Here is a 26,734-nt window from a genome sequence, read left to right as displayed (position 1 = left end):
GACTATTTAGGCTAGGCACCTCAAATGGGATCGAAACTCAGCATTTGCCGCACATGACGGCGACGATCGCGCTGGTCGATGACGACCGCAACATTCTGACGTCGGTATCGATCGCGCTTCAGGCCGAGGGGTTCCTGACGCGCGTCTATTCGGATGGCGAAACCGCGCTCAAGGCGTTTGGCGAGAATCCGCCCGATCTGGCGGTGCTCGACATCAAGATGCCGCGCATGGACGGCCTGGAAATGCTGCGCCGCCTGCGGGAAAAAAGCCAAATTCCTGTGATCTTCCTGACCAGCAAGGACGACGAGCTGGACGAGGCGCTGGGCCTTGCGATGGGTGCCGATGATTATATCGCCAAGCCATTTTCGCAGCGCCTGTTGATCGCGCGCATCCGGGCGATCCTGCGCCGCACCGACGCCAACATCCGCACCGGCGAAAACGGCGATGCAGAACCCGCGGCGGTCATCGAACGCGGCAAGCTGATGATGGACCCCGCGCGCCACCGCGTCACCTGGGGCGGCGATGCGGTAACATTTACCGTGACCGAATTCATGATCCTGGAAACGCTGGCCCAGCGTCCGGGGGTCGTCAAATCGCGCAACCAGTTGATGGATGCCGCCTATCAGGACGACATCTATGTCGACGACCGGACGATCGACAGCCACATTAAACGCGTCCGCCGCAAATTCCGCCAGGTCGATCCTAGCTTCGACGCGATCGAGACGCTCTATGGCGCCGGATATCGATTCAACGACGAATGACGATCGCGACCTGTCGCTCCGCTGGTCGGGGCGCGTGTCGCTTACTGCCCGGATTCTGGCGGTCAACGCGCTGGCACTGGGGCTGGTCGCGGGCGGTTTCTTTTACCTCGACACGTATCGCGCGCGAATCGTCGACAACCGCCTGGCATTGGCGAGCGCGGAGGCGCAGCTAATCTCCCAGGCGATCATGGCCGCGCCGCCACCGGAACGCGAAGGGCTGGTGATGCGGCTCGCGCGCATCACCGACAAGCGCATCCGTCTCTATAACGCCGACGGCACGACGATCAGCGACAGCCTGGCGCTGGGGGTTCGCAATTTCCAGCTTCGCGATCCTGACAAGGAGCCGTGGCAACAGGATTTCGCGCGGGGGCTGGACGCCGCGATCGACACCATCGTCGCCAACCCGCGCGACCCCCTGTTCCGCGAGCGCGGTCCCGACGATGGACTGCGCTGGCCCGATGTTGTCACCGCCAGCAGCGCGCGGGCCGCCACCGCCAGCGTGTGGCGCGCGCCCGATCGCACGCCCGTGCTGACCGCCGCCGCCCCGCTGGGGAACCGCGGCAACACCATCCTGACCACCGACAATGCGGTCGATATCACCGAAACCGTGCGGGTCGAACGGTTCCGGCTCGCGATCGTCCTGCTGATCGCGGCGCTGCTGTCGATGCTGTTGTCGCTGTTCCTGGCGCGCACGATCGTCCGCCCGTTGCGGCATCTGGCGCGGGCGGCGATCCGGGTGCGGCTGGGGCGTGCGCGTGAAGTGGTGGTGCCCCGTCTGCCCGATCGCCGCGACGAAATCGGAATGCTGGCACGCGCGCTATCGGACATGAGCCAGGCGCTGCGCGCACGGATCGACGCGACCGAAGCGTTCGCCGCCGACGTGACCCACGAACTCAAAAACCCCCTCGCCTCGCTGCGGTCGGCGGTCGAGGGGCTGGAGCGGATCGACGATCCCGCACTTCGCGCGCAACTGATCGCGGTAATTCACGACGATGTGTTGCGGCTCGACCGGCTCATCACCGACATCTCCGATGCTTCCCGACTCGATGCACAGTTGAGCCGTGCGCAGTTCGAGACGGTCGATATGGCCGAGATGATCGGCGCGCTGGTCGACGGCTATCGCCAGCGCCATGTCGGCGGCGACGTTGCGCTCGAACTGGGCACGGTGCCGCACGAACCCGCGATTGTCCTGGGCGAAGGCGCGCGGCTGGAACGCGTGTTCGAAAACCTGATCGCCAACGCGGTTTCCTTTTCGCCGCCGGGCGGACAAGTGACGGTCGCGGTTATCGATCTCTACGACTGGATCGAAGTCGTCGTCGACGACGAAGGACCAGGCGTCGCCGAGGACGCGAGAGAAGCAATTTTCCGCCGTTTTCATTCCGACCGTCCCGATGACGAAGCTTTCGGCAAGCATTCCGGCCTAGGTCTTGCCATCGCGCGGACGATCGTCGAGGCCCATCAGGGCAAGATCACGGTCGAGTCGCACGCAAATGGTGCGGTGGGCGCGCGCTTCGTCGTGCGGCTTCCCAAGGCGATCGAACGGCGTAGCGAGGGGCGATGAACCGGTTATCTTCGGAAACACTCCATGCCAGTTGCGTGGCGATCAATGGGCGCGCTGTTCTGATCGAGGGACGGTCGGGCACTGGCAAATCCGATCTGGCGCTGCGGCTGATCGATCGCGGCGGGACACTCGTGAGCGACGATTACACGGTCCTCACCCGGCGCGACGGCGCGCTGACCGCGTCGCCGCCCGTTAACATCGCGGGCAAGATGGAAGTGCGCGGTCTGGGGTTGATCGAGGTCGATCACACCCGCGATGTACCCGTCGCGCTGGTGGTGGTCGCCGACAACGACCCCGTCCGAATGCCCGCCGCCGAGGCGTCTCGGACGATTGCCGGAGTGCCTCTGCCCGAATTGCGCCTCTCGCTGCTGGAGCCGTCCGCGCCGATCAAGGTTGAGCGTGCGCTGATGCGGCCAGGGCCACGTAACTGAACCCATGAGTAACTCCCCACCCAAACGCATCCTGCTCGTCACCGGCCTGTCGGGCGCGGGCAAATCGACCGTCCTGCGCACGTTGGAGGATCTGGGCTGGGAGACGGTCGATAACCTGCCCGTCCTGCTGCTCGACCGACTGCTCAGCACCGCCCTCCCCGATGACGGGCGCGACGATGCGCCGCTTGCGGTCGGGTTCGGAACGACAACACGCGGGTTCGATGCCGAACGGATCGTCAAGCGGATCAAGAAACTGCGCGAGGATCACGGGCACGAAATCGGGACGCTGTTCCTGGAATGCGCCGGGGTGGAGCTGGAACGCCGCTATTCGGAGACGCGCAGGCGGCATCCGATGGCACTCGACCGTCCGGCGGTCGACGGAATCGCGCGCGAACGCGAGCAGTTGATGCCGCTCAGGCGATGGGCCAACCGGTTGATCGACACCACCAATTTGCGCTCGAACGAACTCGCCAGCCTGATCCGCACCACGTTCGGAGAGGGCCGCGAAGGACCGACACTGACGGTGATGTCGTTCGGGTTCGCGCGCGGATTGCCGAGCAACGCCGATCTGGTGTTCGACATGCGGTTTCTACAGAACCCGCACTGGGTGCCCGAACTGCGCCCCGGCACCGGCCAAGACGCTGCCGTCGCCGACTATGTTCGCGCCGACCCTGCCTATTCGCTGGTCGATGGAATCGAGCAATTGATCGTCGATCTGCTCCCCCGTTACCGGGCGGAGGGGAAATCCTATCTGACCGTCGCGATCGGGTGTACCGGGGGGAGACACCGGTCGGTCCATGTCGCCGAACGTGTCGCGAATAGGTTGCGTGACGAAGGATTTTCGCCCACGCTGTACCATCGTGATCTGGGAACAGCGCCGCAAGACGCGCTAGAGCCGGCTCCGGTCTTCAGGACGGAAACACGCGGGAATACGGGTCAATGATCGGTTTGGTTTTGGTGACTCATGGGCGACTGGCCCAGGAGTTCGTGGTCGCGATGGCCCATGTGGTCGGCAACCAGGAAAGGATCGTCCCGATTTCGATCGGACCGGACGACGACATGGAGGAACGCCGCGCCGACATCGCCAGCGCGATCGGCGAAGTCGATGCCGGGCAAGGCGTGATCGTGCTGACCGATCTGTTCGGCGGCACCCCGTCCAACCTCGCCATCTCACTGCTGGAGCCAGGCCGGGTCGAAGTGATCGCCGGGATCAACCTGCCGATGCTGATCCGGCTGGGCGGCGCGCGCAAGGCGATGAAGGTGGTCGATGCCGTCGCCGCCGCACGCGAGGCCGGCCGCAAATACATCACCGTCGCTTCCGAAGTTCTGGGCGAGGCCGCCGCATGAGTTCGGCCAGCCGGTCGATCGAGATCACCAACAAGCGGGGGCTGCATGCGCGGGCCAGCGCCAAATTCGTCACGCTCGCTTCCACCCACCCGGTGGAAGTCACCGTCGAAAAGGACGGATCTTCGGTCACCGCGACCTCGATCATGGGGCTGATGATGCTGGGCGCGGCCAAGGGCGACACGATCACGATCAGCGCGAACGGCGACGGCGCACACGATGCAGTCGAAGCGCTGACCGCGCTGGTTGCGGAAAAGTTCGGCGAGGAATAACGGTTCGATCCGCCCCATTGAGCCTTTGAACCTTCCCTTCCCCGTTCGTTTCGAGCGAAGTCGAGAAACGCTGGTACGGTGCTCGGTGCAAGTTTCTCGACTTCGCTCGAAACGAACGGATTTGTATTTAGAGATCATTTCAATGCGCGAAATCACCGCTTTCTCCAACCCGCTGGTCAAATCCGCGCGCAACTTGCGCGAAAAGCGCCATCGCCGCGAACAGGGCAAGTTCCTGGCCGAAGGTCTGCGTATCCTGACAGAAGCGCGCGAAGCGGGCGCGCTCCCCGACCAACTCTGGTACGCGCCCGACAGCGCGCGGCATCCGCTCGTTCAAAAGCTGATCGCCGCGGTCGAGGCCGATCATGGCGACGCGATCCTGACCAATGCCGACATCCTGTCCAAGATTTCGGGCAAGGACAATCCCGGCGCGGTCGTCGGCGTGTATCGCGAATTCGACACTGGGCTGGAACGGATCGACCGGACGACGTCGCACCTTTGGTTCGTCGCCGAACGACTGCGCGATCCCGGCAATCTCGGCACGATCCTGCGTACCGCCGATGCGGTCGGTGCGGGCGGCGTCATCCTGCTCGACGAGTGCGTCGATCCGTTTTCGGTGGAGGCGGTGCGCGCCAGCATGGGGGCATTGTTCACCATCCCCGTCGCGCAGGCCACGTGGGACGAATTCGAACCCTGGCTGCGCACAGGACCCGGGCAATTGGTCGGCCTTTCGCTCGACGGCTCGGTCGATTATCAGGCACCGCGCTACGAAGCCCCAACCTTCCTGCTCACCGGCAATGAAGCGCAAGGAATGCCACCGCATATGGCCGCCGCTTGCGATATTCGCGTCCGCATTCCGATGCTGGGCAAGGCCGACAGCCTGAATGCGGCTGTCGCGACCGCGGTGATGGCGTATGAAGTGCTCAACCAGCGTCGTGCGTCGGAAAGCCGGGGTTAAGCCGAACCGGATTAGGCGGGCGACGAACACTTGCCGGAGTTGCCTGTCAGGATGATTGTTGCTGCCCTGTCGATGATGCTCGCCCCGCTCGCGCAGGAGGCGAAGGTCGATCCCAACGCCTATCGCGCGGTTGGAACCGAGCCGTTCTGGTCGTTGTCGATCACCCGCGATCAGATCGTCTATGACGATGTCGAGCGCCGACGCACCGCCGTCCGCAAACCGCGACCGCTGAACACCAACGGCAACGTGTTCTACCGCGCGCGCGGAATGACGGTCATCATCCGCAATCAGGAATGCACCGACGGGATGAGCGACCGGCGCTTCGCCGACACGGTGCGGGTCAAGATCGGACGACGGACACTGAATGGATGCGGTCGCGCCTATCCCGACGCGCGCAGCCTGGACGGCAGCGAGTGGCGGATCGCATCGGTTGCGGGCACCGCCGTCATCCTGCCCCGCCCCGCGACAATCGCTTTCACCGAGGATCGGGTCAGCGGATCGACCGGATGCAATCGCTTCATGGGCGACTATGCGATCCAGGCGGGACGATTGAGCACGCCGCGACTGGCGATGACACGGATGGCCTGCACGGGCGAAGCGAGCGCGATCGAAGCAGCGGTGACCGATTTGCTCAACGATCCGATGGTCGCGTACCCGATGCGCGACGGCTCGATCCGGTTGGTCGGGACCGAAGGCCGAAGCGCGACTTTGGTACGGGTGGTCTCGGAGTAATCGCCTCCGTCACCCCGGCCGAAGTGCCGGGGTCCACCAGGCCGCTTGCCCCGCGGGAACGACTACCCGCCCAAATTCGCCGCCCCGCGGACCCCGTCACATCGGCCGGGGTGACGACCGGTATTATTCGGCCGCCTTAGCTTCCGCCTGGTCCGTTTCTTCGTCCGGTGATGGCAGCGAGTCCAGCATCGGCGCGCGCGCCAGCGCATCGACCGGTTCAACGGGGTCGAGGCTCGCATTGCCCGTGTCGACATTGAGCGCCTGAAACCGCCGCGCCGTCACCAGCACGCGTCCGTCGAAGCTGGAGACGAACTTGTTGTAGTTATCGACCGCACTGTTCAGGCCGTTGCCGACCCGCCGCAGATGCGTCGCCGCGGTGGCGAGACGTTCGTACATCTCCTTGCCCAACCGCGCGATTTCCTGAGCGTCCTCGGTCACCTTCTGCTGGCGCCACATCGACGCGACGGTGCGCGCAAGCGGTAGGAAGGCCGACGGCCCCGCGATGATCACCCGGTTGCGCGCGGCGCGCTCCCACAATTCCATGTCGATTTCGAGCGCACCCGACAGGAAATTATCGCCCGGAATATACATGATGACGAAATCGGGCGCCTTTTCGAACTGCGCCCAATAGGCTTTCTTTGACAGCGCGTCGGCATGGAGCCGCACCGCGCGAGCATGGGCGACCATCGCCGCCTGGCGTTCCTCGTTCGACGTCGCCTCCGCTGCGGTCATGTACGAATCAAGCACGCATTTGACGTCGACGATCAGTTGCTGGTCGCCCGGCAGGCGGATGATGAAGTCGGGGCGAAGCTGGCCGTCCTCGGTCGTGACCGAGACTTCTGCTGCGAAATCGACATGCGCGTCGAGCCCTGCGAGTTCGATCAGGTTGCGGAATTGTTGTTCACCCCAGCGTCCACGGGCCTTCGGCGCGGCGCGAAGCGCATTGACCAGCTTGGCGGTTTCGGTGCGGGTTTCGCCCAGTCCGGCATGGACCTGAGCGACCTGTTCGCGCAGCGCCGCATAAGTGTCGGTACGTTCGCGCTCGACCGATTTCAGGCCGTCTTCATAGCGTTTTAGCGTGGTTTCAACCGGCTGGAGCAATGCCTTGAGCTTGGCCTCGTTGGTCTTGCCTTCCTCCGAGAACCGCTCGTTCGCCCGGTTGAGGAAGCTCGATTGCGCTTCGGTCAACAGTTTGCCCGCGACTTCGCGGAACTGGCCAGTCAGCACGTCCTGGTTTTCGCGCAAATCCTTCAAACGACTCTCGAACGCACTGGCCTCGGCCTTCAGCGTTGCGAGTTCGACGGCTTTGGTGTCGCGATCGGTCCGCATATCGGCCAATGCCACGCGCAACTGCGGAACCTCGCCCGCGCGTTCTTCGGCCCGCGCCAAATCGGCAATCGCTGCCTTGAAATCGATCTCGCGTCGGTCGCGTTCTTCACGTGCCTCGATCGCGCCGCGGCTGCCGAGATACCAGCCAACCGCGCCGCCGATCACCAGCGCCAATACCACCAACAACACCGCGATCGGATCCATGCCCTACCCATTCAATTAGGAACGAAGCGCGAACCTAAAGCGCTGCGCTCCGACAGGCAAGCGCGATGCGGCGGAGCGGGATCAGGCCGCCGCGCGGCGCTGTTTGTCGAGCTTCTTCATGATCATCTGACGCTTCAAACGCGACAAATGGTCGAGAAAGACGATGCCGTTCAGATGATCCATTTCGTGCTGGATACACACCGCAAGCAGCCCTTCGAACGCCTCTTCATGCGCCTTGCCGTCCTCGTCCAGCCATTTGACGCGGCACCTCTTGGGCCGTTCGACCTCGGCATATTGGTCGGGGACCGACAAGCAGCCTTCGTTGTAGAGCGAGCGTTCGTCCGCGGGATCGAGGATTTCGGGGTTGATGAAGACGCGGGGCGCGCGGATCGGCTTGCCCTCCTCATCCTCTTCCTCCTGCAAATCCATCACCAATACGCGTTTGGGCACGCCGATCTGGATCGCGGCCAGGCCGATGCCGTTGGCGTCGTACATCGTATCGAACATGTCGGCGATCAGCGCGCGGGTATCATCGTCCACGCCCTCGACGGGGGTGGAGATCAGCTTCAACCGCGGATCGGGAACTTCGACGATGGGCAGAACGGCCATGATTTTCTTCGCTTCTTCTGGAGCGCGAGGGCCAGCCCGTAAGCGGCGCGATCGCGCGAAATATCTGGGGTTCAGATAGGTTCGACGCCGCTTTCCGTCAAGCGAGCGGGCGGCGTGCGCGCAGCGCCTGCGCCAGCGTTCCCTCATCCAGATAGTCGAGTTCGCCACCCACGGGCAGGCCATGGGCAAGCTGAGTGACGCGCACCGGATAGCCCTCGATCCGTTCGGCGACATAGTGCGCGGTGGTCTGCCCCTCCAGCGTCGCGTTCATCGCCAGCACCACCTCGTCGATGCCGCCTTCCGAGAGACGGCGGACGAGCGCATCGATGGTGAGGTCTTCGGGTCGCACGCCTTCGAGCGCGGAAAGCCGACCACCCAGCACGTGAAACTTGCCGGGGAACAACCGCGATCGGTCCAATGCCCACAGATCGGCCACTTCCTCCACCACGCACAACGAACGCGCATCGCGGCGCGGATCGGTGCAGATTCCGCACGGGTCGCTGGTGTCGATATTGCCGCACAGCGAGCAGGTCGCCAGTCGATCGTCCACCGCGCCCAGCGCCGCTAGCAAGGGTTTAAGCGCGGTTTCGCGCTTCTTGAGCAGATGCAACACCGCGCGGCGCGCCGATCGCGGGCCAAGCCCGGGAAGGCGGGACAGCGCTTGCGTCAGCATGTCGATCTCGGGCGATGCCATGGGTTGCGACATAAGAGGGTATGCCGACCTCTGCCAAGCAAAGGTTTCGGCCGCTTGTCGATCTTGGGAGGCGTTTCTCGACTTCGCTCGAAACGAACGGCTAAGGGAGTGTTCCATATCCAACCCTCCGCGACAGATCGATCCGATGCGTATCATTTTCATGGGCACCCCCGAATTCGCCGTCCCGACGCTCGATGCGCTGGTTTCCGCCGGACATGACGTCGTGGCGGCATACAGCCAGCCTCCGCGCCGCGCCGGGCGTGGGAAGGCGCTGACCCCCTCCCCCGTGCAACGGCGGGCCGAGGAACTGGGGATCGAGGTGCGGACGCCCGTTTCGCTAAAGGATGTCGATGTCCAGGCCGAATTCGCGGCGCTGAATGCCGATGTCGCCGTGGTCGCGGCGTACGGCCTCCTGCTGCCGCGTGCAGTGCTGGTTGCGCCGAGGCTGGGATGCCTGAACGTCCACGGATCACTGTTGCCGCGCTGGCGTGGCGCTGCCCCGGTCCAGCGCGCGATCCTTGCCGGGGACGCGGAAACCGGCGTCGGGATCATGCAGATGGAGGCCGGGCTCGACACCGGACCGGTGCGGCTGGAAGTGCGGACCGCGATCGACGCCAAGACGACCGGGGAGTTAACCGAAGAACTCGCGGCGATGGGTGCAAGATTGATGGTCGAGGTGCTGGGCGACCCCGATGCGTATCCGCCGGCGCCGCAGTCGGTCAATGGCGTCACCCACGCCCCAAAGATCGACAAAGCCGAAGCTCGGATCGACTTCACGGGCTCGGCGCGCGCGGTGGAACGTCAGGTGCGGGCTTTTGCGCCCTCACCGGGCGCGTTCTTCGAACATGCAGGCGAGCGTGTGCGGATACTGGCCGCCGAGGTCAGGGACGACGCGGGCGCGCCTGGCGAGGTGATCGACGCCCTGCTCACAATCGCCTGTTCACAGGGCGCGATCCGCCCGATTTTCGTACAGCGCGCAGGACGTGGCGTCATGACTGCGGGCGAGTTGCTGCGTGGCTTTTCGATCCCCAAGGGAACGCGGCTTTGACCCGGTTCGCGCTGACGATCGAATATGACGGTCGCCCGTTCATGGGCTGGCAGCATCAGGCGCACGGGCCGAGCGTTCAGCAAGCGATCGAGGAGGCGGCGCACGCCATCACCGGCGAAAACGCGCTGGTTCACGCCGCCGGGCGCACCGATGCGGGGGTCCACGCGCTGGGGATGCGCGCGCATATCGAGATCACCCGCGATTTCGCACCGTTCCGGTTGATGGAGGCGCTCAATGCCAAGCTCCGCCCGCATCCGGTCGCGATCCTGGATTGCGCGGTCGTGCCCGACGATTGGCATGCGCGCTTTTCGTGCGTGGCGCGGCATTACGAGTATCGCATGGTCATGCGCCGCGCGCCGCTGACCTGGGAGCGCGGGCTGGCGTGGCGTATCCCGCAACCGCTGGACGTGGCGGCGATGCAGGCGGGGGCGGCACATCTGGTGGGACGTCACGACTTCACCACCTATCGATCCGCACATTGCCAATCCGACAGCGCGCTCAAGACGCTCGATCGGCTCGATGTCGTGGGCGACGGCGACCGGATCAGCGTGTTCGCATCGGCGCGGTCGTTCCTCCACCATCAGGTGCGCTCGATGGTCGGATGCCTGTCGCTGGTCGGTCAGGGCAAATGGTCGCCCGACGATATTGCACGGGTGCTGGAGGCGAGGGACCGCGCGCAACTGGGGTACAACGCGCCGCCCGATGGGCTATACTTCCTGCGCGCGGATTATCCCTGACGCGTGAGTTGCGCCGCGAGCTCGACATGCGTGGACCAGCGGAACTGGCCCACCGGCTGGACCCAATCGATGATGAATCCTGCCTCGCACAATATCTTTGCATCACGTGCGAAGCTGCTGGGATTGCAGGAGACATAGGCCACACGCCGAGAATTCGATTCGGCGATATTGGTGATCTGCTCGCGTGCGCCGGCACGCGGCGGATCAAGCACCAGTGCGTCGAAACGGTCGAGTTCGGCAGGAGTCAGCGGACGCCGATACAAATCGCGGTGATCGGCAAAGATCGTCCGCGCGGCCAGCATTGCCGCGGCCTTCAACGCCAGCACCGGCTCGCGCCCCGCCTCGCCTGCATAGATTTTGCCCGGCAGGTTGAGCGCGAACGTGCCCAGTCCGGCGAACAAGTCGGCCACGGTATTGGCATCGCCCACTGCCTCACGCACCGCCGCGATAAGCGCCGCCTCGCCGTCCTCGGTCGCCTGAAGGAACGCCGCGTGCGGCAACGCCACCGGTACGCCGCCCAGCGTAATCGTCACCGGTTCGGGCTCCCAGCGCGTTTCCGGGCCATAGCCATCATCGATCGCAAAACGCGCGATGCCGTGCTCGATCGCGAAATCGGGAAGCTGTTCGGCAAAGGACAGGCCGTCGGCAGACACGCCCTTGATCAGGATATCGAGTCCTTGATCGGCGATCGTCACGTGGATGTCGGCCCGCCGTTTCGGCTTCACCAATTCCTGAAGCAATGTCCGCAACGGGCTTAATACGCGAAAAATTTCCGGTCGGACCACATGGCACTCGACAAGGTCGATCAGCGTCGTCCCCGAACCTTCGGAAAAACCCAGCACGATAACATTGCCGCGTCGCTCGGCGTGTAAGGTCGCACGGCGGCGACTCTTGGGCGGCGACAGATGCGGCGCGCGCATCGGAGCCTCTAACCCCTGCGCCGCAAGCGCACCCAAGATCCGTTCGGAGACGAACCGACCATAGCTTTCGTCGTCGAGATGCTGAAGCTGACACCCGCCACAGGTCGGAAAATGACGGCAAGGGGGCGTCGCGTGATGCGGTCCCGGCACGACGATCCCGTCGGCACGCAATTGGTCTCCCGGTGCCGCCAACGCCGCATGGCGACCGCTATCGGTCACCCCGTCGCCGCGCGCCGCCACGCGAATGATCGTCTCGCCGTCGCTCACCAAACCTCCTGCATCGCCTCGGCGCTATGCGCGATCAGGTCGTCCGCGACCAGCCCCGCCCCCGCCAATTCGGCGGCGCGCCCATGCAACCACGCACCCTCCGCCACGGCGGCCCACACATTGCCACCAGTAGCCAGTCGCCCGGCAACGAGCCCGGCAAGCACGTCCCCCGCGCCCGCGGTTGCCAAGCTCATTGGGGCAGCAGCGGACACCACGACGCGCCCGTCGGGGTGCGCGATCACCGTGTCGGGGCCTTTGTGCACCACGATCGCACCGCAGCGCCGGGCGGCGGCAAGCGTGCGATCGATCTTGGAGCCCGCACCCGTACCGAACATCCGATCGAACTCACCGCCATGTGGCGTCAGGACAGTAGGTGCGCTGCGGTTGGAAAGTCTCGCGCTAGCGTTCTCGCCAAGCAGGCTTAGCGCATCGCCATCGATCAGCAGGCGGACTTCGCTATCGATCGCGGCGACGAGCAAATCCTGCGCACGCTCATCTCTCCCCAACCCCGGTCCGATACACAGTGCATCGACGGGGCGCTCCGAAAGAAAGGCTTCCAGATCACTGGCTTGAGCGATCTGTCTCGAAACGATCGCATCCAATGGCGCTATCGCGACGTCGGTGCCCGCCAGCACCACATAGCCCGCACCGCCGCGCAAAGCCGCCGCTGCCGACAGCCGCGCGGCACCGGCCATTGCGCCGCCGACGACCAGCGCCAGCCCACGCGTGAATTTATGCGCCGTTCGCTCGGGTCGAAGCGATTGGGGACGCGCAAGGGTCGTCCACCGGTCGGACACTGCGATCCGCAGATCGACCAGGCTGACATGACCCGAACAGGACGCGCCGACGCCCAGCAGATGCGATGGTTTGAGCGCTCCGAGCGCGGCGGTCACGTCCGCACGCAAAACATGGCCGGTCGGCACACCATGGTCGCTATCGATGCCCGAGGGCAGGTCGATCGCGACGCAAAATCGCGCGGCGGCGCGCAGCCGTTCGAGAATCGAGGCAACCGACGGCTCGATCGCGCGCGTCAGACCGGTGCCGAACACACCATCGACCAGCACCGCTCTGGGCGGTGCATCGGCAAGCGCGACTACCGGCCCGCGCCACGCGTGCCGCGCTTCTGCTGCCGCGCCTTCGCGCGCCTCCCCGAGCGCCGCCACCATGACGTCATGGCCCCATTGGCTCAAAAGCCGCGCCGCCACATAGGCATCGCCGCCATTGTTGCCGGGACCGGCCAGCACCAGCACCGCGCGGCCCTGGACATGGCGATGGACTTCGCGCGCGACTCCCATTCCAGCACGCGCCATCAGTTCGGCCTGCGAAATGCCGCTCCCGAGCGCCGCCGCTTCGGCTGCACGCATCGCATCGGCAGTCAGGATCGGCGCGCCTGGTGGCACGCGCCTCATGGCGTCGGCTGCGGTGCCACCGTGGAGAGGCGGTAGCGCGCTTCCCCCACCGTCACGTCGATCAGGCCATCACCGGCCGGCGTCACTTGCGCCATGTCCGCACCGTCCGCCGTGGTGACGGTCCGGCCGTCCGCCGCCAGTCGCAATCGGTGGAACCCGCCATCGGGCTGGCGGATCGTCAGCAGGGTGCCATCAGCAGTCGCGGTGCGCTCGACACTGCATCCGTCGGCCATCGCGGCACCTTGACCCACGGCACAGGTTATCGCTTCCGCCTCTACCGCAAGGTCGCCGCTTTGCTCGCCGCACCCGGCCACCAGCAACGCTGCCGCCAGCACAAACGCTGTGTCAGATATCCGCATAGACATGGGTTTCGGCGCTCGCTCCGGGATGGGTGACCGCGCCCTTATAGGCGGGACCGACGTTCCGGGCATAGCGCCACAATGCGCCCGACTGATAATCATTGGTACGTGCGGCCCATGCGGCGCGGCGGTTGGCAAGGATGTCATCAGCCACTTCGAGGTCGATCGTGCCCGCCTCGGCATCGATACGGATCATGTCGCCATCCTCGACCAGCCCGATCGGCCCGCCTTCCGCCGCCTCAGGTCCGACATGACCGATGCAGAACCCCCGCGTCGCGCCCGAAAAGCGACCGTCGGTGATCAGCGCGACCTTTTCGCCCAGCCCCAATCCGTAGAGCGCAGCGGTGGTCGACAGCATTTCGCGCATACCGGGGCCACCCTTTGGTCCTTCATATCGGATGACGACCACGCAGCCCTCGGCAATGTCGCGCGCTTCGACTGCCGCAAAGGCGTCTTCCTCGCAATCGAACACTCGCGCCGGTCCGGCGAACTGCAACCGCGCCATCCCTGCGACCTTCACGATCGCGCCCTCTGGGGCAAGCGAACCTTTCAGTCCGACGACGCCGCCGGTGAGGGTGATGGGCGCGGCGACATCGTAGATCACTTTCTGATCCGGGTTCCACGTCACTTGGTCGATGTTCTCGCCCAGCGTCTTTCCGGTCACCGTCAGGCAATTGCCGTCGAGAAAGCCGCCCGACAGCATCGTCTTCATCAGCATATAGACGCCGCCCGCCTCATGCATATCCTTTGCGACGTATTTCCCGCCAGGCTTCAGGTCGGCGATGTAAGGCGTTGATTTGAAGGCCTCTGCAACATCGTGAAGATCGAATTCGATCCCGCATTCATGCGCCATCGCCGGCAAGTGCAGCGCCGCGTTGGTGGAGCCGCCGGTCGCGGCCACGACCCGTGCCGCGTTGATGAAGGCTTCGCGGGTGCAAATGTCGCGCGGGCGGATATTGGCGGCGAGCAAGTGCATCACCTGCTCGCCTGCCGCGACCGCGATTTCTTCACGACTTTTGTAAGGAGCGGGCACCATATTGCTGTTCGGCAACGACAATCCGATGGCTTCGCCGACGCACGCCATCGTGTTCGCAGTGAACTGCCCCCCGCACGCGCCATGTCCTGGGCAAGCGACTTTTTCGAGCGCGGTAAGCTGGCTGAGCGGACAATTTCCCGCGGCATATTGACCCACGGCCTCGAACACATCGACAACGGTCACGTCGCGCTGGTCGAAGCGGCCCGGCAGGATCGACCCGCCATAGACGAAGATCGACGGCACGTTCAGCCGCAGCATCGCCATCATCATGCCGGGCAGCGACTTGTCGCATCCGGCAAAGGTGACGAGCGCGTCGTAGCAATGGCCGCGCACGCTGAGTTCGACCGAATCGGCGATCACCTCTCGGCTGACCAGCGAGGATTTCATCCCCTGATGTCCCATCGCGATGCCATCGGTGACGGTGATGGTGTTGAACCGACGCGGCATTCCGCCGCCCGCGATCACCCCGGCGCGCGCGGCGTTCGCCTGAAAATCGAGCGTCGTGTTGCACGGTGCCGAATCATTGCCGGCGCTGGCGATGCCCACGAACGGCTTGGCGATATCCTCTTCGGAAATGCCCATCGCGTAATAATAGCTACGGTGCGGCGCGCGTTCTGGACCGACCGAGACATGGCGGCTGGGCAGGCGGGATTTGTCGAATTTGGTGCTCATGGCGCACGCCTATGTCGCGGACGGGGCTTCCGACGCAAGTCTATTACGCATCATTTCGATTATGGGTGCCAGGATTTCCGCCCATCGCGCGACGCCTGCGTCATCCGCGATCTGGTCGTTGCGGATCTCCAGGCTGAACGACGCGATGCCGTTTCCCTCTGCATGGCGGTCGAGCGTCGCGTTCAGGACTTCGCCCGAATAGGGCTGATTGTCGCCCACGCTCAGTCCGGTATCGCGCAGCGCTGCCAGAATCAGATCCGCAGCGCGCCGGTCCCGGTTCGACAGGATGCCGACCTCCCAAGGCCGCGCTGCGCCCGCGCCGGTCTCCAGCACCGGTGTGAAACTGTGAACGGCGACGATCAGTTCGGGGCGAAAGCGGTCGATCTCTGCCTCGATCGTCGCGTGATAGGCACGATGGAAGCGTGCGATGCGGTGTGCCGGGTCGAGGTCGACATTGCCGAATATGGTGTGGCCGTCGCTGCGCTCGGGGATCAACCCGCCCTGACCGACAGCACGATTGAGGTCGATCACCAGGCGCGAGACGGTGGCCAGAATTGCAGGCGCATGGAGCACGGCGGCAAGCGCGCGGGTCAGCGGCGCAGCCCCGATGTCGACCGCGATGTGCTTTTCCAGAAGCGCCGCGTCGATAACCAGATCGATGTCGTCGGGCACATGGTTCGACGCATGATCGCACAGCAGCAGGACGCGCGGATCGCCGCCGCCGATGACTTCGCAAATGCTCATGCCCGCCCCTTTCGAGAAGCGAAATCCGCCAGCCCCGACCCCAGTTCCTTACCGATGAGGGCAGCCAGAAACGCGACGTCCTGCGTGGCGGGGTCGGGATTGCGCAAGGTCGCTTTCAACCCGGCAATCGCGCCGGGTGCGTTGGCCGCGATCCGCGCCGCCATCCCGGCTGCCGTGTCGGTCGCGTTCGGCACGACCTGTTCGATCAGCCCGATCCGCGCCGCTTCGACCGCGTTCACCACGTCGCCGGTCATCAGCATTCGCGATGCCTGTCCCGTTCCGATGGCCGCGATCAGGCGCTGCACGTCGATAGCGGGGTAAAGCAGCCCGAGTTTCGCAGGTGTCACCGCGAAGCGCGCGCTTTCGCCTGCAATCCGCACGTCCGCTGCCAGCGCCAGCGCGACGCCTGCCCCGAAACAGCTGCCGTCGATCGCCGCGATCACCGGCATCGGCAGCGCGGCCAACGAGTCGATCGCGGCGCGCATCTCGCTCAGGAACCGCTCGGGCCAACCCGATGCCAATCGGTTCGCGGCGATTTCGGAAATGTCGGCGCCTGCCGAAAAACTGGTCGGGTCGGCGGAACACAGGATGACCGCACGGGTATCCAAATCGATTCGCGCCACCGCGTCACTCACGCTGCGCCACCCCGCCAGGTCGAACGCGTTGCGCGCGCCGCCCCGATTGATGGTCAGTCGCGCGATGCCGTCCCGATGGTCGAGGCGGATCATGGCGTCCCGCCGGGGAGGATGGCGCCCGCCGAAGCGGGGACCATCCACGGACGATTCGCTCCCGGCGCGTGATCCGCCGGGCGAGCATAGTCGGCGAAATGCGAACAACCCGTTGCCGTCACGACAATTCGCTTTCCAGCATCCACCAATCGGGTTCGACCGAACGAATCGTCCGCGCCGCCGCCGCGCGATCCGCCGCCCGATCGAACAGCGCAAAACAGGTCGCGCCAGACCCCGACATCCGCGCCAATCGTGCACCGGGTGCGGCGGACAGGCGGTCGAGGACATCGCCGATTTCAGGCGCAATCGTACGTGCGGGCGGCTCCAGATCGTTGCGCCCGGCAATCGCCGCGGCGATCAGTTTGCCCGCGGGCAATCCGCCGCGGTCGATCCCGTCCCAGCCCGCGAACACCGATGCAGTTGATACTGCAACGCCGGGATTGACCAGCAGGACCGGCACACCGGGTGCGCCTGTAATCGAGGTGAGTGCTTCCCCCCGCCCGCGTCCGATCGCCGTCCGGCCCAACAGGCAGGCGGGAACGTCGCTTCCCAACGCTTCTGCCACCGCAACCAGGCGGGGCTCGTCGTTCGCCACGCCAGCGCGCCGTGCCATTGCGCGGAGCATCGCAGCGGCGTCCGCCGACCCACCGCCCATGCCCGATGCGACCGGAAGCCGCTTGTCGAGCGTCACCGCCAGCGGCGGGAGCGTGGCGACCGATTCCCGAAACGCACGTTCGGCGCGCAGCACCAGATTGTCGCCCTCGCCCGCCAAGGCCTTCGCAAACGGGCCCGTCACCGCAAAACTCGGCGTGTCCGCGTCCTCGATGCTCAGCACGTCACCATGTGCGACGAAGACGAACAGCGTTTCGAGTTCGTGATAGCCGTCGTCGCGCCGAGCGCGAACGTGGAGCGCCAGATTGAGCTTGGCCGGTGCCGGTTCGACGATCATGCGTTATTGCGCGGTGGTCGCTGCCGCGAGCCCGGTCGCGATCTTGTCGCCCAACCGCGCGGCATCGTCCGCCTCGGCATAGACGCGCGCCGCGGCCCAGGCGTACCGCGCCTCGAACCGGCGCCCGACCTGCCACAGCGCATCGCCCAGATGCTCGTTGATTTCGACATCGCCCGGCTCGGCTTCCGCCGCCCGCTGGAGCAGCGGCACCGCGCGGTCGAACGCACCGTTCATGTAATAGGCCCAGCCCAGCGAGTCGGTGATCGCCGCGTCTTCGGGCGCGAGTTTGGATGCGCGTTCGAGCAGACCCTGCGCCTCCGCCAGATTCTCGCCCCGCTCGGCCTGTGCATAGCCGAGATAGTTGAGCGCGTGCGGCTGATCGGGGGCCAGTTCGACTGCGCGTTCAAGCAATGGCAAGGCCAGTTCCCACTGCCCAGAACGTTCCAAAGCGCCGCCGCGTTGCAGATACAGCGCCCATCCCGCGTCGCCCGCCGACCTCTGAATCGCGCTGGCATAGGCGGCAGCGGCTGCTTCGTTCCGCCCGGCCTGGCTGAGCAGGTCGCCAAGCTGCTGAGCCTCCATCGGCCCCGCGCCTTTTGCCGCGCTGGCCTGTTCGGCGATCGAAATCGCATCGGCTTCGCGCTCCGCTTCGGTCAGGATGCGCAATTCCGCTTGGCGCGCCATGGCGGCAAAGGGAGCCTTTTCCTCCACCGATCGCACCAGTCCCAGCGCGCGATCGGTCGATCCGATGCGTCCGAGCAAGCCAGCCAGTTGCACCGTGATCGCATCATCCTCCGGCACCAGCATCGACGCCGACCGGGCGAGCAACAGCGCGAGCGGCAAGGTGCTCTCGGCCGTCAGGTCGGTCGCCAGTCGCGAATAGAGCCGCGCGGTGCCGAATGCGATGTTTGCCCGCTGTCCGCGTCCGATCTCGCTGCGCAATCGCGCGACCGATCGATCCCGTCCGGGCAGCAACGCGCCGATCATCGCACGCTTGCCAGCCCCCGCGAACAGCCGTGCCGCGGCGACGCGCAGGCCGATATTGGCCTGTCCGCCTTCGATCACGGCGATGGCGGCTTCGGCTTCCGTATGACGGCCCGCTGCGATCAACAGCAATGCGCGCGTTTCCATCGAATAGCGTCGCGCGATGGGGTTGTCGGCGGGTGCCTCCAGCAGCGGAAACGGATCGCCGCCGCGCTCGAACGCGAGCCAGGCCGACAGCGAGGGAACAAGGAAATCGAGCGGGCCTTTGCGCATCCGCACGATGGCGGCTTCCGCAGCAGGCAAGTTGCGCGCGCGCGCCGCATCGGCGAACTGGAATACCGACACGTCGGCAGGCGCAGTGCCCGCGGTGTCCATGGCGCGCACCGACTGACGGATCAGCTCTAGGTCACCCGCTTCGATCCCCTGGCGATACGCGCGGAACGCCACCGTCTCCGCCCCCGGCGTCGCGGCGAGCGCCAGCGCATAACCCTGCGCCGCGAGCGCTCCTGCACCGTCCGCATCGGCGGCGCGCGCCTTGACATAAGCGGTCAGCGGGTCGGCGGGATCGCGGGCAAGCGCGGGCTGCACGGCCAGCGTGACCGCGACAGCCGATATCAACAAACGCAGCTTACATATTGGGATAATTCGGTCCTCCGCCGCCTTCGGGCACCACCCAGTTGATGTTCTGGGTCGGATCCTTGATGTCGCAGGTCTTACAGTGGACGCAGTTCTGGGCGTTGATCACGAATTTCGGATCGCCGGTTTCCTCACCCACCACCTCATACACCCCCGCCGGGCAATAACGCTGCGCGGGCTCGTCATACATCGGCAGGTCGTAGGCGATCGGGATGTCGGGATCTTTGAGCGTCAAATGGACCGGCTGATCCTCCTCGTGATTGGTGTTCGACAGGAACACCGAGGATAGCCGGTCGAACGTCAGCACGCCGTCGGGCTTGGGATAATCGATCGCGGGCACCAGATCCTTGCGCCACAGGCTTTCGTGATCGGGCTTGTGCTTCATCGTGAAGGGCATTTTCAACCCGACATATTCCGCCCACATGGTGACGCCCGCGATCGCCGACCCCAGCATGTCGCCGAATTTCTTGACCAGCGGCACGACGTTGCGGACCTGGCTCAATTCCTTGGCCACCCAACTATTCTCGTAAGCGATGGTGTAGGCCGTCAGCTCGTCACCTTGACGCTGCGACAGGATCGCATCGGCAGCAGCCTCTGCGGCCATCATTCCGGATTTCATCGCGGTATGCGTGCCCTTGATCCGGGGGACGTTCAGGAAGCCTGCCGAACAACCGATCAGCGCCCCGCCGGGAAAGGTCAGCTTGGGCACCGATTGATACCCGCCATCGTTGATCGCGCGAGCACCGTAGCTGATGCGCTTGGCTCCTTTGAGGATTTTCGCGATCTCGGGATGCGTTTTCCACCGCTGCATCTCATGGAACGGCGACAGATGCGGATTGGTATAGTTGAGCCAGGTCACGAAGCCCAATGCCACCTGACCGTTGGCCTGATGATAGAGGAAGCCGCCGCCATTCGACCCGGCGGTCTCGCTCAGCGGCCAGCCCTGGGTATGGATCACCCGCCCAGGCACGTGCAACTCGGGATCGATGTCCCACAATTCCTTGATGCCCAGGCCATAGACCTGTGGCTGACTGTCCTTGGCCAGCTCGAACTGGCGGATCAGTTGCTTGGACAAATGCCCGCGTACGCCCTCTGCAAAGAAGGTATATTTGGCATGGAGTTCCAGGCCCGGCTGGTAATCCGCCTTATGCGTGCCGTCTCTCGCGACACCCATATCGCCGGTCGCGACACCCTTCACCGAACCGTCGTCGTTGAACAGGATTTCGGCCGCGGCAAATCCAGGGAAGATTTCGACCCCCAGCCCCTCAGCCTGTTCGGCCAGCCAGCGGCACAGATTGCCAAGACTGCCGGTATAAGTGCCCTTGTTGTGCATGAACGGCGGCGTGAAGAGATGCGGCACGCCCATGCTGCCGTCCTTGGTCAGCAGCCAGTGCTGATTGTCGGTAACGGGCACTTCGGCAAGCGGACAGCCGCTCGTTTTCCAGTCGGGGAGCAGTTCGTCGAGCGCCTTGGGATCGATCACCGCCCCCGACAGGATATGCGCGCCGATCTCCGACCCTTTTTCCAGGATACAGACCGACAGATCGGCGTCTTTCTCGGCTGCAACCTGTTTCAGGCGGATCGCCGCCGCCAGCCCTGCGGGGCCGCCACCGACGATCACCACGTCATACGGCATCGACTCGCGTTCGCTCATCCCAATCTCCTTGCACGCCTATCTCGTCCGGGCCATGCCCGTCGTCGCGCATCCAACACGTCTTGTCCCCCGCGTCGATGCAGGGAGATTGACCGCGGCGTCAAGGCAGGAGTCTAAGGGAAATATGGGGGCCGACCAACATTTCGACTGGCACAGGCAAGCCGCGAGCGCACTGGAATGGTGGCGCGACGCGGGGGTCGACGTGCTGGTGGACGAGGCTCCGCGCAACTGGTTGGCCACCCCCGCCGCCAAGTCTGCCGTAACGTCGCCGGTCGCCGAAGCGGCCCCAATTGCAGCATGGCCGGACACAATCGAAGCGTTCGTCGCGTGGCGACTGAGCGATGCCGCGCCTGACCATGTAACGGGTCGGATGATCGCGCCGATAATTTCCGATCAGGCGCGCCTGATGCTGCTTGTGGACATGCCCGAGGACGAGGACGCCGAAAGCGGCCAACTGGTCAGCGGCGCGGCAGGCCGGTTGCTTGACCGGATGCTTGCCGCGATCGATCTGGACCGATCCCGCGTCCACCTGATCCCGCTCTGCGTAGTTCGTCCGGTAAGCGGTCGGATCGCGTCCGAGATGGAAGCGCCGCTCGGCAAAATCGCGCGCCACTTCGTGCGCTTGCTTGCGCCCGACGCGGTACTTACGCTCGGGACTGCGGCGAGCCGTGCCATTGTCGGGACGGATGATGTGGGCGGGCGCGGTGGTTTGCGTATCGTTAACCACGAAGGCGCAGACTGGCCTATCATCGCGAGCTTCCATCCGCGCTTCCTGCTGGAACGCCCTGTGGCGAAGGCGGAAAGCTGGAAGCATCTGCAATTGGTTCGAACGAAGCTGAAACCGGGACACGAATAAGCGTATGCGTATCGCCCCCCTGATCGCCCTTTCGATGATCGCGAGCCCCGCGATTGCCCATGCCGGTGACGGCGGCAACGATCGCGACACCCGAGATCGGATCGAAAAGCGCGAGCAACTCGGCATTCCCGCCCAATTGTCGTCCAGCGAACGCACCGCTTACGCTCAGGTCTTCCAGCACATCCGCAGCGAGCGGTGGCAGGACGCGCAGCTGATGCTCGACGCGATGCGCCCCGGTCCGCTGCACGCCGTGGCGCGCGCCGAGCTATACACGGCCAAGAATTCTCCCGCCGTTGCGCTTGAGCCGCTGCGCGCGTTGCTCGCCGAAGCACCCGAATTGCCGCACGCCAGCAACGTCCGTCGCCTCGCTGAAATCCGGGGTGGCACGTCGCTTCCCGATGCCACCCAGCCCCAGCGACTGATGTGGTATGACGGCGCACCCAACCGTGCACGCACCCGCAGCGTGCGTTCCGACGCCGTCTCCTCCGAACTGACTCGCCTGGTCGATCCCTATCTGAAGGCCGATGACGGGCGCGGTGCCGAGGCGCTGGTCGAGGAGCGCGCGAGCCTGCTCACCCCCGACGCGCTGACCGAATGGCGTCAACGCGTGGCATGGATTTATTATGTCGGCGGCGATTTCGCCGATGCCCGCCGCGTCGCTTCGCTTGCGCAAGCGGGCCAAGGCGAATGGCGCGTCCAGGCCGACTGGATTCAGGGTCTGGCGTCATGGCGTCAGGATGATTGCCGCGCCGCCCAGGCGGCGTTCCAGTCGGTCGCCCAGCGCGCCACCGATACCGATCTGCGTGCCGCCGGGCTTTATTGGGCGTCGCGCGCCGACATCGCCTGCCGCCGCCCCGATCTGGTCCAGGCCCGCCTCCAGACCGCATCGCAATATGGCGAAACCTTCTACGGGATGCTTTCGCGACAGGCGCTGGGACTTGCCGAGCCAAAAGCGGCGGACGAAGCCGTCACCGCCGACTGGCGGATGTTGGAACGCCGCCCCAATATCCGTACCGCCGCCGCGTTGATCGAGATCGGCGAGGAAAAGCTCGCCTCGGACATCCTGCGACATCAGGCGCGGATCGGCACCGCTGCCGAGCACCCTTCACTGACCCGATTGGCAGGTACGCTCAGCCTGCCCTCCACCCAAATCTGGCTGTCGCATAACGGCCCGTCGGGTGCGCGTCCGACGATCGAGGCGCGCTATCCGATGCCCGACTGGACCCCCGATGGCGGTTGGCGCGTCGACAAGGCGCTTGTCTATGCCCATGCGCTACAGGAATCGCGGTTCGAGCCGACCATTGCCAGCCCCGCAGGCGCATACGGCATCATGCAGATCATGCCCGCCGCCGCCACCGACATCGCGCGTGCGCGCGGCACGCCGGTCGATCGCGCATCGCTGTCGCGTCCGTCGACCAACATCGAAATCGGGCAAAGCTATCTGGAACGGTTGCGCGATCAGTCCTTTACCGGCGGGCTCCTGCCCAAGGTGATCGCCGCCTATAATGCCGGCCCCGCGCCGGTGACGCAGTGGAACGCCAGCGTCCGCGCGAACGACGATCCATTGCTCTACATCGAATCGATCCCCTATTGGGAAACGCGCGGCTACGTGATGACGGTCATGCGCAATTACTGGATGTACGAGCGCAAGGATGGTCGGGACTCCGCCAGCCGGTCGGCGCTGGCGCAGGGCATGTGGCCGCGCTTCCCCGGCCTTCCCGGTGCGAACGGCGTTCGGTTGCGCTCTGCCACCGCCAGCAACGTGGTGATCGGTGCCGATTGACCAAAGCCGGACGTTCACGCCCGTCCGCATCGCCGTCCTGACCGTGTCCGACACGCGCGGGCTGGATGAAGATCGATCGGGCGACACGCTGGCCGAACGAATCGAAAGCGCCGGGCATATCCTGGCCGATCGCGCGATCCTGCGCGACGATGTCGATGCGATCGTCGCACGGCTTCACAACTGGATCGACGACGAGTCCGTCGATGTCGTGATTACCACCGGCGGCACCGGCGTTACGGGCCGCGACGTGACGCCCGAGGCGATCGAGCGTGTCGCCGACAAGATGATCCCTGGCTTCGGCGAGCTTTTCCGCTGGCTCAGCTATGCCAAGATCGGCACCTCCACCATCCAATCGCGCGCCTGCGCATGCGTCGCGCGCGGTACTTATCTGTTTGCACTCCCCGGCTCGACCGGCGCGGTGAAGGACGGCTGGGACGGCATCCTGCGCGATCAGCTCGACAGCCGCCACATGCCCTGCAACTTCGTCGATCTGATGCCGCGATTGCAGGAACGTTGATCCCGAAAATCAACCGTTGAAGACGATCGCCAACTTGTTGCCACTCGGATCGCGAACATAGCCCGCATACCAGTTCGGGCCATAGTTCGGTCGCGGTCCCGGTGCGCCTTCGTCACTACCGCCATTCGCCATCGCGGCCGCATGAAACGCATCGACTTGTGCCCTGCTCTCTGCAGCTAGGCCGAGCATTGCACCATTCCCCGCGGTCGCCGCGTTACCGTCAAACGGTTTGGCGACCCAAATGGTCAAACCAGCCCCCGCACCCGCCTTCGAATAAGCACGCCATCCCGGAAAACTCATGTGGGACGACCAACCGATCGTTGCGAGCACCGCATCGTAGAAACGGTTCGATGCCTCGCCATCGACTGCACCCAATGTGACATAATGATCCATCGCCGCCTCCATCGTTCTTGCTATGTTCTGCGACCGGGCGTAGGGATTGTCAATGGCAAGTTCCCGCCCCCATCGCGGTGCCACCCGCAACGACCTCAGCAGCCGTTTCAACCTCGATGCGCGCGAGCCGGACGGCGACTGGCTGGACGCGGAGGAAGAGGTGGACGGCGCGCCTGATGCGGTGCGAACCACCGTCACCATTGAAAAGTCCCGGACCATCCTGACCCGCAACCGGTCGCCCGACATCCCGTTCGACCGGTCGATCAATCCCTATCGCGGGTGCGAACATGGCTGCATCTATTGCTTTGCCCGCCCGACGCACGCCTATCACGACCTGTCGCCGGGCGTCGATTTCGAGACCAGGCTGTTCGCCAAGCCCGATGCGCCCACGCTGCTTCGCGCGGAATTGTCGAAGCGCGGTTATGTATGCGCGCCGATCGCGTTCGGGACGAACACCGATCCCTATCAGCCGATCGAGACCGACTGGCGGATCACGCGCGGCTGTATCGAGGTGCTGGCAGAAACCGACCACCCACTGACCATCACGACCAAATCGAACCGGGTGCTGCGCGACCTGGACCTGCTGGCACCAATGGCGGCGAAGGGGCTGGCGGCGGTTATGATTTCGGTCACCAGCCTTGACCCGAAAATCGCGATGACGCTGGAGCCGCGCGCGCCGCATCCCGACAAACGGCTGGCGGCGGTCAAGGCGCTGAGCGATGCGGGCATCCCGACCTTCGTCTCGATCTCTCCGATCGTCCCATCGATCACCGATTACGAGATGGAGGCGATCATCGAGCGCGCAGCGGAGGCTGGCGCAAGCGCGGCGTTCTTCATCCCCGTTCGCCTGCCCCACGAAGTCGCACCGCTGTTCCGCGCGTGGCTAGACACCCATTTCCCGGAACGTGCTGGCAAGGTGATGGCGACTATCCAGAGCTTGCGCGGGGGACGTGACAATGACCCCGATTTCCATACGCGGATGCAGGGTCAGGGGGCTTGGGCCGAATTGCTGCGCACCCGCTTCCGGATCGCGACGCGGAAATACGGGCTGGAGGGGAAGCGGATTATCCTAAGGACCGATTTGTTCCGACCGCCCGCGGGCGATCAGGGGGAGCTGTTTTGATAGGCATGTGCCTTCTCTTGGTCCGCCAGTCCCACATAAAAATCGTCATGCCAGCGCAGGCTGGCATATCGTTCGGCTGCACGCCGACGTCGCCCATGCGGCCTGATACCCCAGCGTTTGCTGGGGTGACGTGCGAGCGTGGGGTGCGCTAGAAGGCGGCATGACGCTCACCCGCATTCTGCTCGCGACGCTGCTGGCAGCGATCGCCCTGCCCGCCACCGCCCAGCCGCGCACCGAAGGCGACCTGCGCGTCATGGCGTTCAACGTCCGACTGCCGGCGGAAAGCGACGGCCCCGATTACTGGCCCAACCGCCGCGATCATTTCATCCACACGCTGCGCGACGCCGATGCCGACATCGTCGGCACGCAGGAACTGCACAAGGTTCAGGGCGATTACATAATCCAGAAGCTGCCGCTCTATTCCTGGTTCGGGATCGACAGGCGCGGCGGGCGCGGCGACGAGCATATGGGCGTATTCTTTCGCCGCGACCGGCTACGCGTCGTCGATCTCGGCAATTTCTGGCTGTCGGACACCCCGAACGTTCCGGGCAGCATCAGTTGGGGACACCCCTATCCACGCATGGTGACCTGGGGATTGATGGAGCGGATCGCGGACGCCAAGCGCTTCTATCTGGTCAACACGCATTTCGCTTACCGGGTAGAGGATGTGGACGCGCGTAGGCGAATGGCGGAGGCCGTCGCCGCGTTCGTCGCAACGCTTCCCTCCGACGTGCCGGTCGTCGTGACCGGCGATTTCAACGCGACCCCGCAGGAACCGGCCTATGCGGTGCTGACCGCCAAGCTCGCCGATGCATGGACCGCGACTGCCGATCGTTCAGGACCGGAGAACACGTTTCACGCCTTCAAGGGCAAGGCCGATCGCCGGATCGACTGGATATTGTCGCGCGGGCTCGAAACGCGGCGGGCGTGGACGATCGCGGAGTCACGGCGGGGACGGTATCCATCTGACCATTTCCCAGTGGTCGCGGATTTGCGGTTCCCGCCCAAATAGACCCGCCGTCATTCC

At 65.0% G+C, this 26,734-nt stretch carries 28 protein-coding genes; 15 read left to right on the top strand and 13 right to left on the bottom strand.

All coding sequences use genetic code 11. The features are described 5' to 3' along the window. The first annotated feature begins 53 nt into the window (after positions 1 to 53). The 8 genes from ENHY17A_RS11560 (at position 54) to ENHY17A_RS11525 (ending at position 6,056) form a co-directional block, all read left to right on the top strand. Positions 54 to 761, top strand: a complete 708-nt coding sequence (locus ENHY17A_RS11560; RefSeq protein WP_159712872.1) for a response regulator transcription factor — start codon at positions 54 to 56, stop codon at positions 759 to 761. Further along, complete coding sequence (locus ENHY17A_RS11555) at positions 730 to 2,322, top strand: sensor histidine kinase (protein ID WP_159712870.1); 1,593 nt, start codon at positions 730 to 732, stop codon at positions 2,320 to 2,322. Before ENHY17A_RS11560 ends, ENHY17A_RS11555 begins: the two co-directional genes overlap by 32 nt. Next, the gene (locus ENHY17A_RS11550; protein ID WP_159712868.1) at positions 2,319 to 2,753 is read left to right on the top strand and encodes an HPr kinase/phosphorylase; all 435 of its coding nucleotides are present in this window, start codon (positions 2,319 to 2,321) and stop codon (positions 2,751 to 2,753) included. Before ENHY17A_RS11555 ends, ENHY17A_RS11550 begins: the two co-directional genes overlap by 4 nt. 4 nt (positions 2,754 to 2,757) lie before the next feature. Continuing rightward, complete coding sequence (rapZ, locus tag ENHY17A_RS11545) at positions 2,758 to 3,696, top strand: RNase adapter RapZ (protein WP_159712866.1); 939 nt, start codon at positions 2,758 to 2,760, stop codon at positions 3,694 to 3,696. Further along, the gene (locus ENHY17A_RS11540; protein WP_159712864.1) at positions 3,693 to 4,100 is read left to right on the top strand and encodes a PTS sugar transporter subunit IIA; all 408 of its coding nucleotides are present in this window, start codon (positions 3,693 to 3,695) and stop codon (positions 4,098 to 4,100) included. The genes rapZ and ENHY17A_RS11540 overlap by 4 nt, the downstream gene beginning before the upstream one ends. After that, positions 4,097 to 4,369 (top strand): HPr family phosphocarrier protein, encoded by a 273-nt coding sequence (locus tag ENHY17A_RS11535; protein WP_159712862.1) that lies wholly within the window; start codon positions 4,097 to 4,099, stop codon positions 4,367 to 4,369. Before ENHY17A_RS11540 ends, ENHY17A_RS11535 begins: the two co-directional genes overlap by 4 nt. 142 nt (positions 4,370 to 4,511) lie before the next feature. Next, on the top strand, positions 4,512 to 5,324 hold the full coding sequence (locus tag ENHY17A_RS11530; RefSeq protein ID WP_159712860.1) for a TrmH family RNA methyltransferase: 813 nt from the start codon (positions 4,512 to 4,514) through the stop codon (positions 5,322 to 5,324). 51 nt (positions 5,325 to 5,375) lie between these two features. Then, the gene (locus ENHY17A_RS11525) at positions 5,376 to 6,056 is read left to right on the top strand and encodes an META domain-containing protein (RefSeq protein ID WP_159712858.1); all 681 of its coding nucleotides are present in this window, start codon (positions 5,376 to 5,378) and stop codon (positions 6,054 to 6,056) included. A 123-nt stretch (positions 6,057 to 6,179) separates the two neighbouring features. Here ENHY17A_RS11525 and ENHY17A_RS11520 read toward each other — a convergent pair whose 3' ends face one another. From ENHY17A_RS11520 to recR, 3 genes are all read right to left on the bottom strand, one after another. Next, the gene (locus ENHY17A_RS11520; protein ID WP_159712856.1) at positions 6,180 to 7,589 is read right to left on the bottom strand and encodes a DNA recombination protein RmuC; all 1,410 of its coding nucleotides are present in this window, start codon (positions 7,587 to 7,589) and stop codon (positions 6,180 to 6,182) included. An 81-nt stretch (positions 7,590 to 7,670) separates the two neighbouring features. Further along, the gene (gene def / locus ENHY17A_RS11515; protein WP_159712854.1) at positions 7,671 to 8,198 is read right to left on the bottom strand and encodes a peptide deformylase; all 528 of its coding nucleotides are present in this window, start codon (positions 8,196 to 8,198) and stop codon (positions 7,671 to 7,673) included. A gap of 97 nt (positions 8,199 to 8,295) precedes the next feature. Then, complete coding sequence (recR, locus tag ENHY17A_RS11510; RefSeq protein ID WP_159712852.1) at positions 8,296 to 8,892, bottom strand: recombination mediator RecR; 597 nt, start codon at positions 8,890 to 8,892, stop codon at positions 8,296 to 8,298. Between the two features lie 145 nt (positions 8,893 to 9,037). Here recR and fmt point away from each other — a divergent pair, with 145 nt between their 5' ends. Both fmt and truA read left to right on the top strand, forming a co-directional pair. Further along, positions 9,038 to 9,940 carry a methionyl-tRNA formyltransferase gene (gene fmt, locus ENHY17A_RS11505; RefSeq protein ID WP_159712850.1) on the top strand — a complete coding sequence of 301 codons (903 nt, stop codon included), beginning with the start codon at positions 9,038 to 9,040 and terminating at the stop codon, positions 9,938 to 9,940. Then, complete coding sequence (truA, locus tag ENHY17A_RS11500) at positions 9,937 to 10,677, top strand: tRNA pseudouridine(38-40) synthase TruA (RefSeq protein WP_159712848.1); 741 nt, start codon at positions 9,937 to 9,939, stop codon at positions 10,675 to 10,677. Before fmt ends, truA begins: the two co-directional genes overlap by 4 nt. Here the strand turns inward: truA and ENHY17A_RS11495 are convergent. From ENHY17A_RS11495 to ENHY17A_RS11455, 9 genes are all read right to left on the bottom strand, one after another. Beyond that, on the bottom strand, positions 10,668 to 11,864 hold the full coding sequence (locus ENHY17A_RS11495) for a class I SAM-dependent RNA methyltransferase (RefSeq protein WP_236547903.1): 1,197 nt from the start codon (positions 11,862 to 11,864) through the stop codon (positions 10,668 to 10,670). The genes truA and ENHY17A_RS11495 overlap by 10 nt on opposite strands. Beyond that, positions 11,861 to 13,273, bottom strand: coding sequence for an NAD(P)H-hydrate dehydratase (locus tag ENHY17A_RS11490; protein ID WP_159712846.1), 1,413 nt, complete (start codon positions 13,271 to 13,273; stop codon positions 11,861 to 11,863). Before ENHY17A_RS11490 ends, ENHY17A_RS11495 begins: the two co-directional genes overlap by 4 nt. After that, the gene (locus ENHY17A_RS11485; RefSeq protein ID WP_159712844.1) at positions 13,270 to 13,632 is read right to left on the bottom strand and encodes a hypothetical protein; all 363 of its coding nucleotides are present in this window, start codon (positions 13,630 to 13,632) and stop codon (positions 13,270 to 13,272) included. The genes ENHY17A_RS11490 and ENHY17A_RS11485 overlap by 4 nt, the downstream gene beginning before the upstream one ends. Next, positions 13,619 to 15,340, bottom strand: coding sequence for a dihydroxy-acid dehydratase (ilvD, locus tag ENHY17A_RS11480; protein WP_159712842.1), 1,722 nt, complete (start codon positions 15,338 to 15,340; stop codon positions 13,619 to 13,621). The genes ENHY17A_RS11485 and ilvD overlap by 14 nt, the downstream gene beginning before the upstream one ends. 9 nt (positions 15,341 to 15,349) lie before the next feature. Next, the gene (locus ENHY17A_RS11475; protein ID WP_159712840.1) at positions 15,350 to 16,084 is read right to left on the bottom strand and encodes an N-formylglutamate amidohydrolase; all 735 of its coding nucleotides are present in this window, start codon (positions 16,082 to 16,084) and stop codon (positions 15,350 to 15,352) included. Then, the gene (locus ENHY17A_RS11470) at positions 16,081 to 16,812 is read right to left on the bottom strand and encodes an enoyl-CoA hydratase/isomerase family protein (protein WP_159712838.1); all 732 of its coding nucleotides are present in this window, start codon (positions 16,810 to 16,812) and stop codon (positions 16,081 to 16,083) included. The genes ENHY17A_RS11475 and ENHY17A_RS11470 overlap by 4 nt, the downstream gene beginning before the upstream one ends. Positions 16,813 to 16,930: 118 nt before the next feature. After that, on the bottom strand, positions 16,931 to 17,761 hold the full coding sequence (locus ENHY17A_RS11465; protein ID WP_159712836.1) for a 4-(cytidine 5'-diphospho)-2-C-methyl-D-erythritol kinase: 831 nt from the start codon (positions 17,759 to 17,761) through the stop codon (positions 16,931 to 16,933). A 3-nt stretch (positions 17,762 to 17,764) separates the two neighbouring features. Beyond that, positions 17,765 to 19,363 (bottom strand): tetratricopeptide repeat protein, encoded by a 1,599-nt coding sequence (locus ENHY17A_RS11460; protein WP_159712834.1) that lies wholly within the window; start codon positions 19,361 to 19,363, stop codon positions 17,765 to 17,767. Between the two features lie 10 nt (positions 19,364 to 19,373). Beyond that, complete coding sequence (locus ENHY17A_RS11455) at positions 19,374 to 21,035, bottom strand: electron transfer flavoprotein-ubiquinone oxidoreductase (protein ID WP_159712832.1); 1,662 nt, start codon at positions 21,033 to 21,035, stop codon at positions 19,374 to 19,376. A gap of 124 nt (positions 21,036 to 21,159) precedes the next feature. Between ENHY17A_RS11455 and ENHY17A_RS11450 the strand changes: the two genes are divergently transcribed. Genes ENHY17A_RS11450 through moaB form a run of 3 tightly spaced genes read left to right on the top strand, consistent with a single transcriptional unit; the run spans position 21,160 to position 24,191 of the window. After that, positions 21,160 to 21,891 (top strand): uracil-DNA glycosylase family protein, encoded by a 732-nt coding sequence (locus ENHY17A_RS11450; protein WP_159712830.1) that lies wholly within the window; start codon positions 21,160 to 21,162, stop codon positions 21,889 to 21,891. Positions 21,892 to 21,895: 4 nt separating this feature from the next. Then, complete coding sequence (locus ENHY17A_RS11445) at positions 21,896 to 23,674, top strand: lytic transglycosylase domain-containing protein (protein ID WP_236547902.1); 1,779 nt, start codon at positions 21,896 to 21,898, stop codon at positions 23,672 to 23,674. Continuing rightward, positions 23,664 to 24,191 (top strand): molybdenum cofactor biosynthesis protein B, encoded by a 528-nt coding sequence (moaB, locus tag ENHY17A_RS11440; protein WP_159712828.1) that lies wholly within the window; start codon positions 23,664 to 23,666, stop codon positions 24,189 to 24,191. Before ENHY17A_RS11445 ends, moaB begins: the two co-directional genes overlap by 11 nt. Before the next feature lie 9 nt (positions 24,192 to 24,200). Here moaB and ENHY17A_RS11435 read toward each other — a convergent pair whose 3' ends face one another. Beyond that, entirely contained in the window at positions 24,201 to 24,584 is a 384-nt protein-coding gene (locus ENHY17A_RS11435) for a VOC family protein (protein ID WP_159712826.1), read from the bottom strand. Between the two features lie 52 nt (positions 24,585 to 24,636). Here ENHY17A_RS11435 and ENHY17A_RS11430 point away from each other — a divergent pair, with 52 nt between their 5' ends. Together ENHY17A_RS11430 and ENHY17A_RS11425 are read left to right on the top strand one after the other, a co-directional pair. Next, positions 24,637 to 25,707, top strand: a complete 1,071-nt coding sequence (locus tag ENHY17A_RS11430) for a PA0069 family radical SAM protein (RefSeq protein ID WP_159712824.1) — start codon at positions 24,637 to 24,639, stop codon at positions 25,705 to 25,707. Positions 25,708 to 25,867: 160 nt separating this feature from the next. Further along, on the top strand, positions 25,868 to 26,719 hold the full coding sequence (locus tag ENHY17A_RS11425; RefSeq protein WP_159712822.1) for an endonuclease/exonuclease/phosphatase family protein: 852 nt from the start codon (positions 25,868 to 25,870) through the stop codon (positions 26,717 to 26,719). The last annotated feature ends 15 nt before the right edge of the window (positions 26,720 to 26,734 follow it).

This window comes from Sphingomonas sp. AX6, assembly GCF_902506605.1.
In the GTDB taxonomy this organism is placed as follows: Bacteria; Pseudomonadota; Alphaproteobacteria; order Sphingomonadales; family Sphingomonadaceae; genus Sphingomonas.
The sequence above is the reverse complement of the archived record's forward strand: the minus strand, read 5'-3'. Positions and strand labels throughout refer to the sequence as shown.

Excerpts from the sequence above, each read along its gene's own strand:
- ENHY17A_RS11560 (WP_159712872.1), top strand. The coding sequence starts at position 54 with ATGACGGCGACGATCGCGCTGGTCGATGACGACCGCAACATTCTGACG.
- ENHY17A_RS11555 (WP_159712870.1), top strand. The coding sequence starts at position 730 with ATGGCGCCGGATATCGATTCAACGACGAATGACGATCGCGACCTGTCG.
- ENHY17A_RS11550 (WP_159712868.1), top strand. The coding sequence starts at position 2,319 with ATGAACCGGTTATCTTCGGAAACACTCCATGCCAGTTGCGTGGCGATC.
- rapZ (WP_159712866.1), top strand. The coding sequence starts at position 2,758 with ATGAGTAACTCCCCACCCAAACGCATCCTGCTCGTCACCGGCCTGTCG.
- ENHY17A_RS11540 (WP_159712864.1), top strand. The coding sequence starts at position 3,693 with ATGATCGGTTTGGTTTTGGTGACTCATGGGCGACTGGCCCAGGAGTTC.
- ENHY17A_RS11535 (WP_159712862.1), top strand. The coding sequence starts at position 4,097 with ATGAGTTCGGCCAGCCGGTCGATCGAGATCACCAACAAGCGGGGGCTG.
- ENHY17A_RS11530 (WP_159712860.1), top strand. The coding sequence starts at position 4,512 with ATGCGCGAAATCACCGCTTTCTCCAACCCGCTGGTCAAATCCGCGCGC.
- ENHY17A_RS11525 (WP_159712858.1), top strand. The coding sequence starts at position 5,376 with ATGATTGTTGCTGCCCTGTCGATGATGCTCGCCCCGCTCGCGCAGGAG.
- ENHY17A_RS11520 (WP_159712856.1), bottom strand. The coding sequence starts at position 7,589 with ATGGATCCGATCGCGGTGTTGTTGGTGGTATTGGCGCTGGTGATCGGC.
- def (WP_159712854.1), bottom strand. The coding sequence starts at position 8,198 with ATGGCCGTTCTGCCCATCGTCGAAGTTCCCGATCCGCGGTTGAAGCTG.
- recR (WP_159712852.1), bottom strand. The coding sequence starts at position 8,892 with ATGGCATCGCCCGAGATCGACATGCTGACGCAAGCGCTGTCCCGCCTT.
- fmt (WP_159712850.1), top strand. The coding sequence starts at position 9,038 with ATGCGTATCATTTTCATGGGCACCCCCGAATTCGCCGTCCCGACGCTC.
- ENHY17A_RS11490 (WP_159712846.1), bottom strand. The coding sequence starts at position 13,273 with ATGAGGCGCGTGCCACCAGGCGCGCCGATCCTGACTGCCGATGCGATG.
- ENHY17A_RS11485 (WP_159712844.1), bottom strand. The coding sequence starts at position 13,632 with ATGCGGATATCTGACACAGCGTTTGTGCTGGCGGCAGCGTTGCTGGTG.
- ilvD (WP_159712842.1), bottom strand. The coding sequence starts at position 15,340 with ATGAGCACCAAATTCGACAAATCCCGCCTGCCCAGCCGCCATGTCTCG.
- ENHY17A_RS11475 (WP_159712840.1), bottom strand. The coding sequence starts at position 16,084 with ATGAGCATTTGCGAAGTCATCGGCGGCGGCGATCCGCGCGTCCTGCTG.
- ENHY17A_RS11470 (WP_159712838.1), bottom strand. The coding sequence starts at position 16,812 with ATGATCCGCCTCGACCATCGGGACGGCATCGCGCGACTGACCATCAAT.
- ENHY17A_RS11465 (WP_159712836.1), bottom strand. The coding sequence starts at position 17,761 with ATGATCGTCGAACCGGCACCGGCCAAGCTCAATCTGGCGCTCCACGTT.
- ENHY17A_RS11455 (WP_159712832.1), bottom strand. The coding sequence starts at position 21,035 with ATGAGCGAACGCGAGTCGATGCCGTATGACGTGGTGATCGTCGGTGGC.
- ENHY17A_RS11450 (WP_159712830.1), top strand. The coding sequence starts at position 21,160 with ATGGGGGCCGACCAACATTTCGACTGGCACAGGCAAGCCGCGAGCGCA.
- ENHY17A_RS11445 (WP_236547902.1), top strand. The coding sequence starts at position 21,896 with ATGCGTATCGCCCCCCTGATCGCCCTTTCGATGATCGCGAGCCCCGCG.
- ENHY17A_RS11435 (WP_159712826.1), bottom strand. The coding sequence starts at position 24,584 with ATGGATCATTATGTCACATTGGGTGCAGTCGATGGCGAGGCATCGAAC.
- ENHY17A_RS11430 (WP_159712824.1), top strand. The coding sequence starts at position 24,637 with ATGGCAAGTTCCCGCCCCCATCGCGGTGCCACCCGCAACGACCTCAGC.
- ENHY17A_RS11425 (WP_159712822.1), top strand. The coding sequence starts at position 25,868 with ATGACGCTCACCCGCATTCTGCTCGCGACGCTGCTGGCAGCGATCGCC.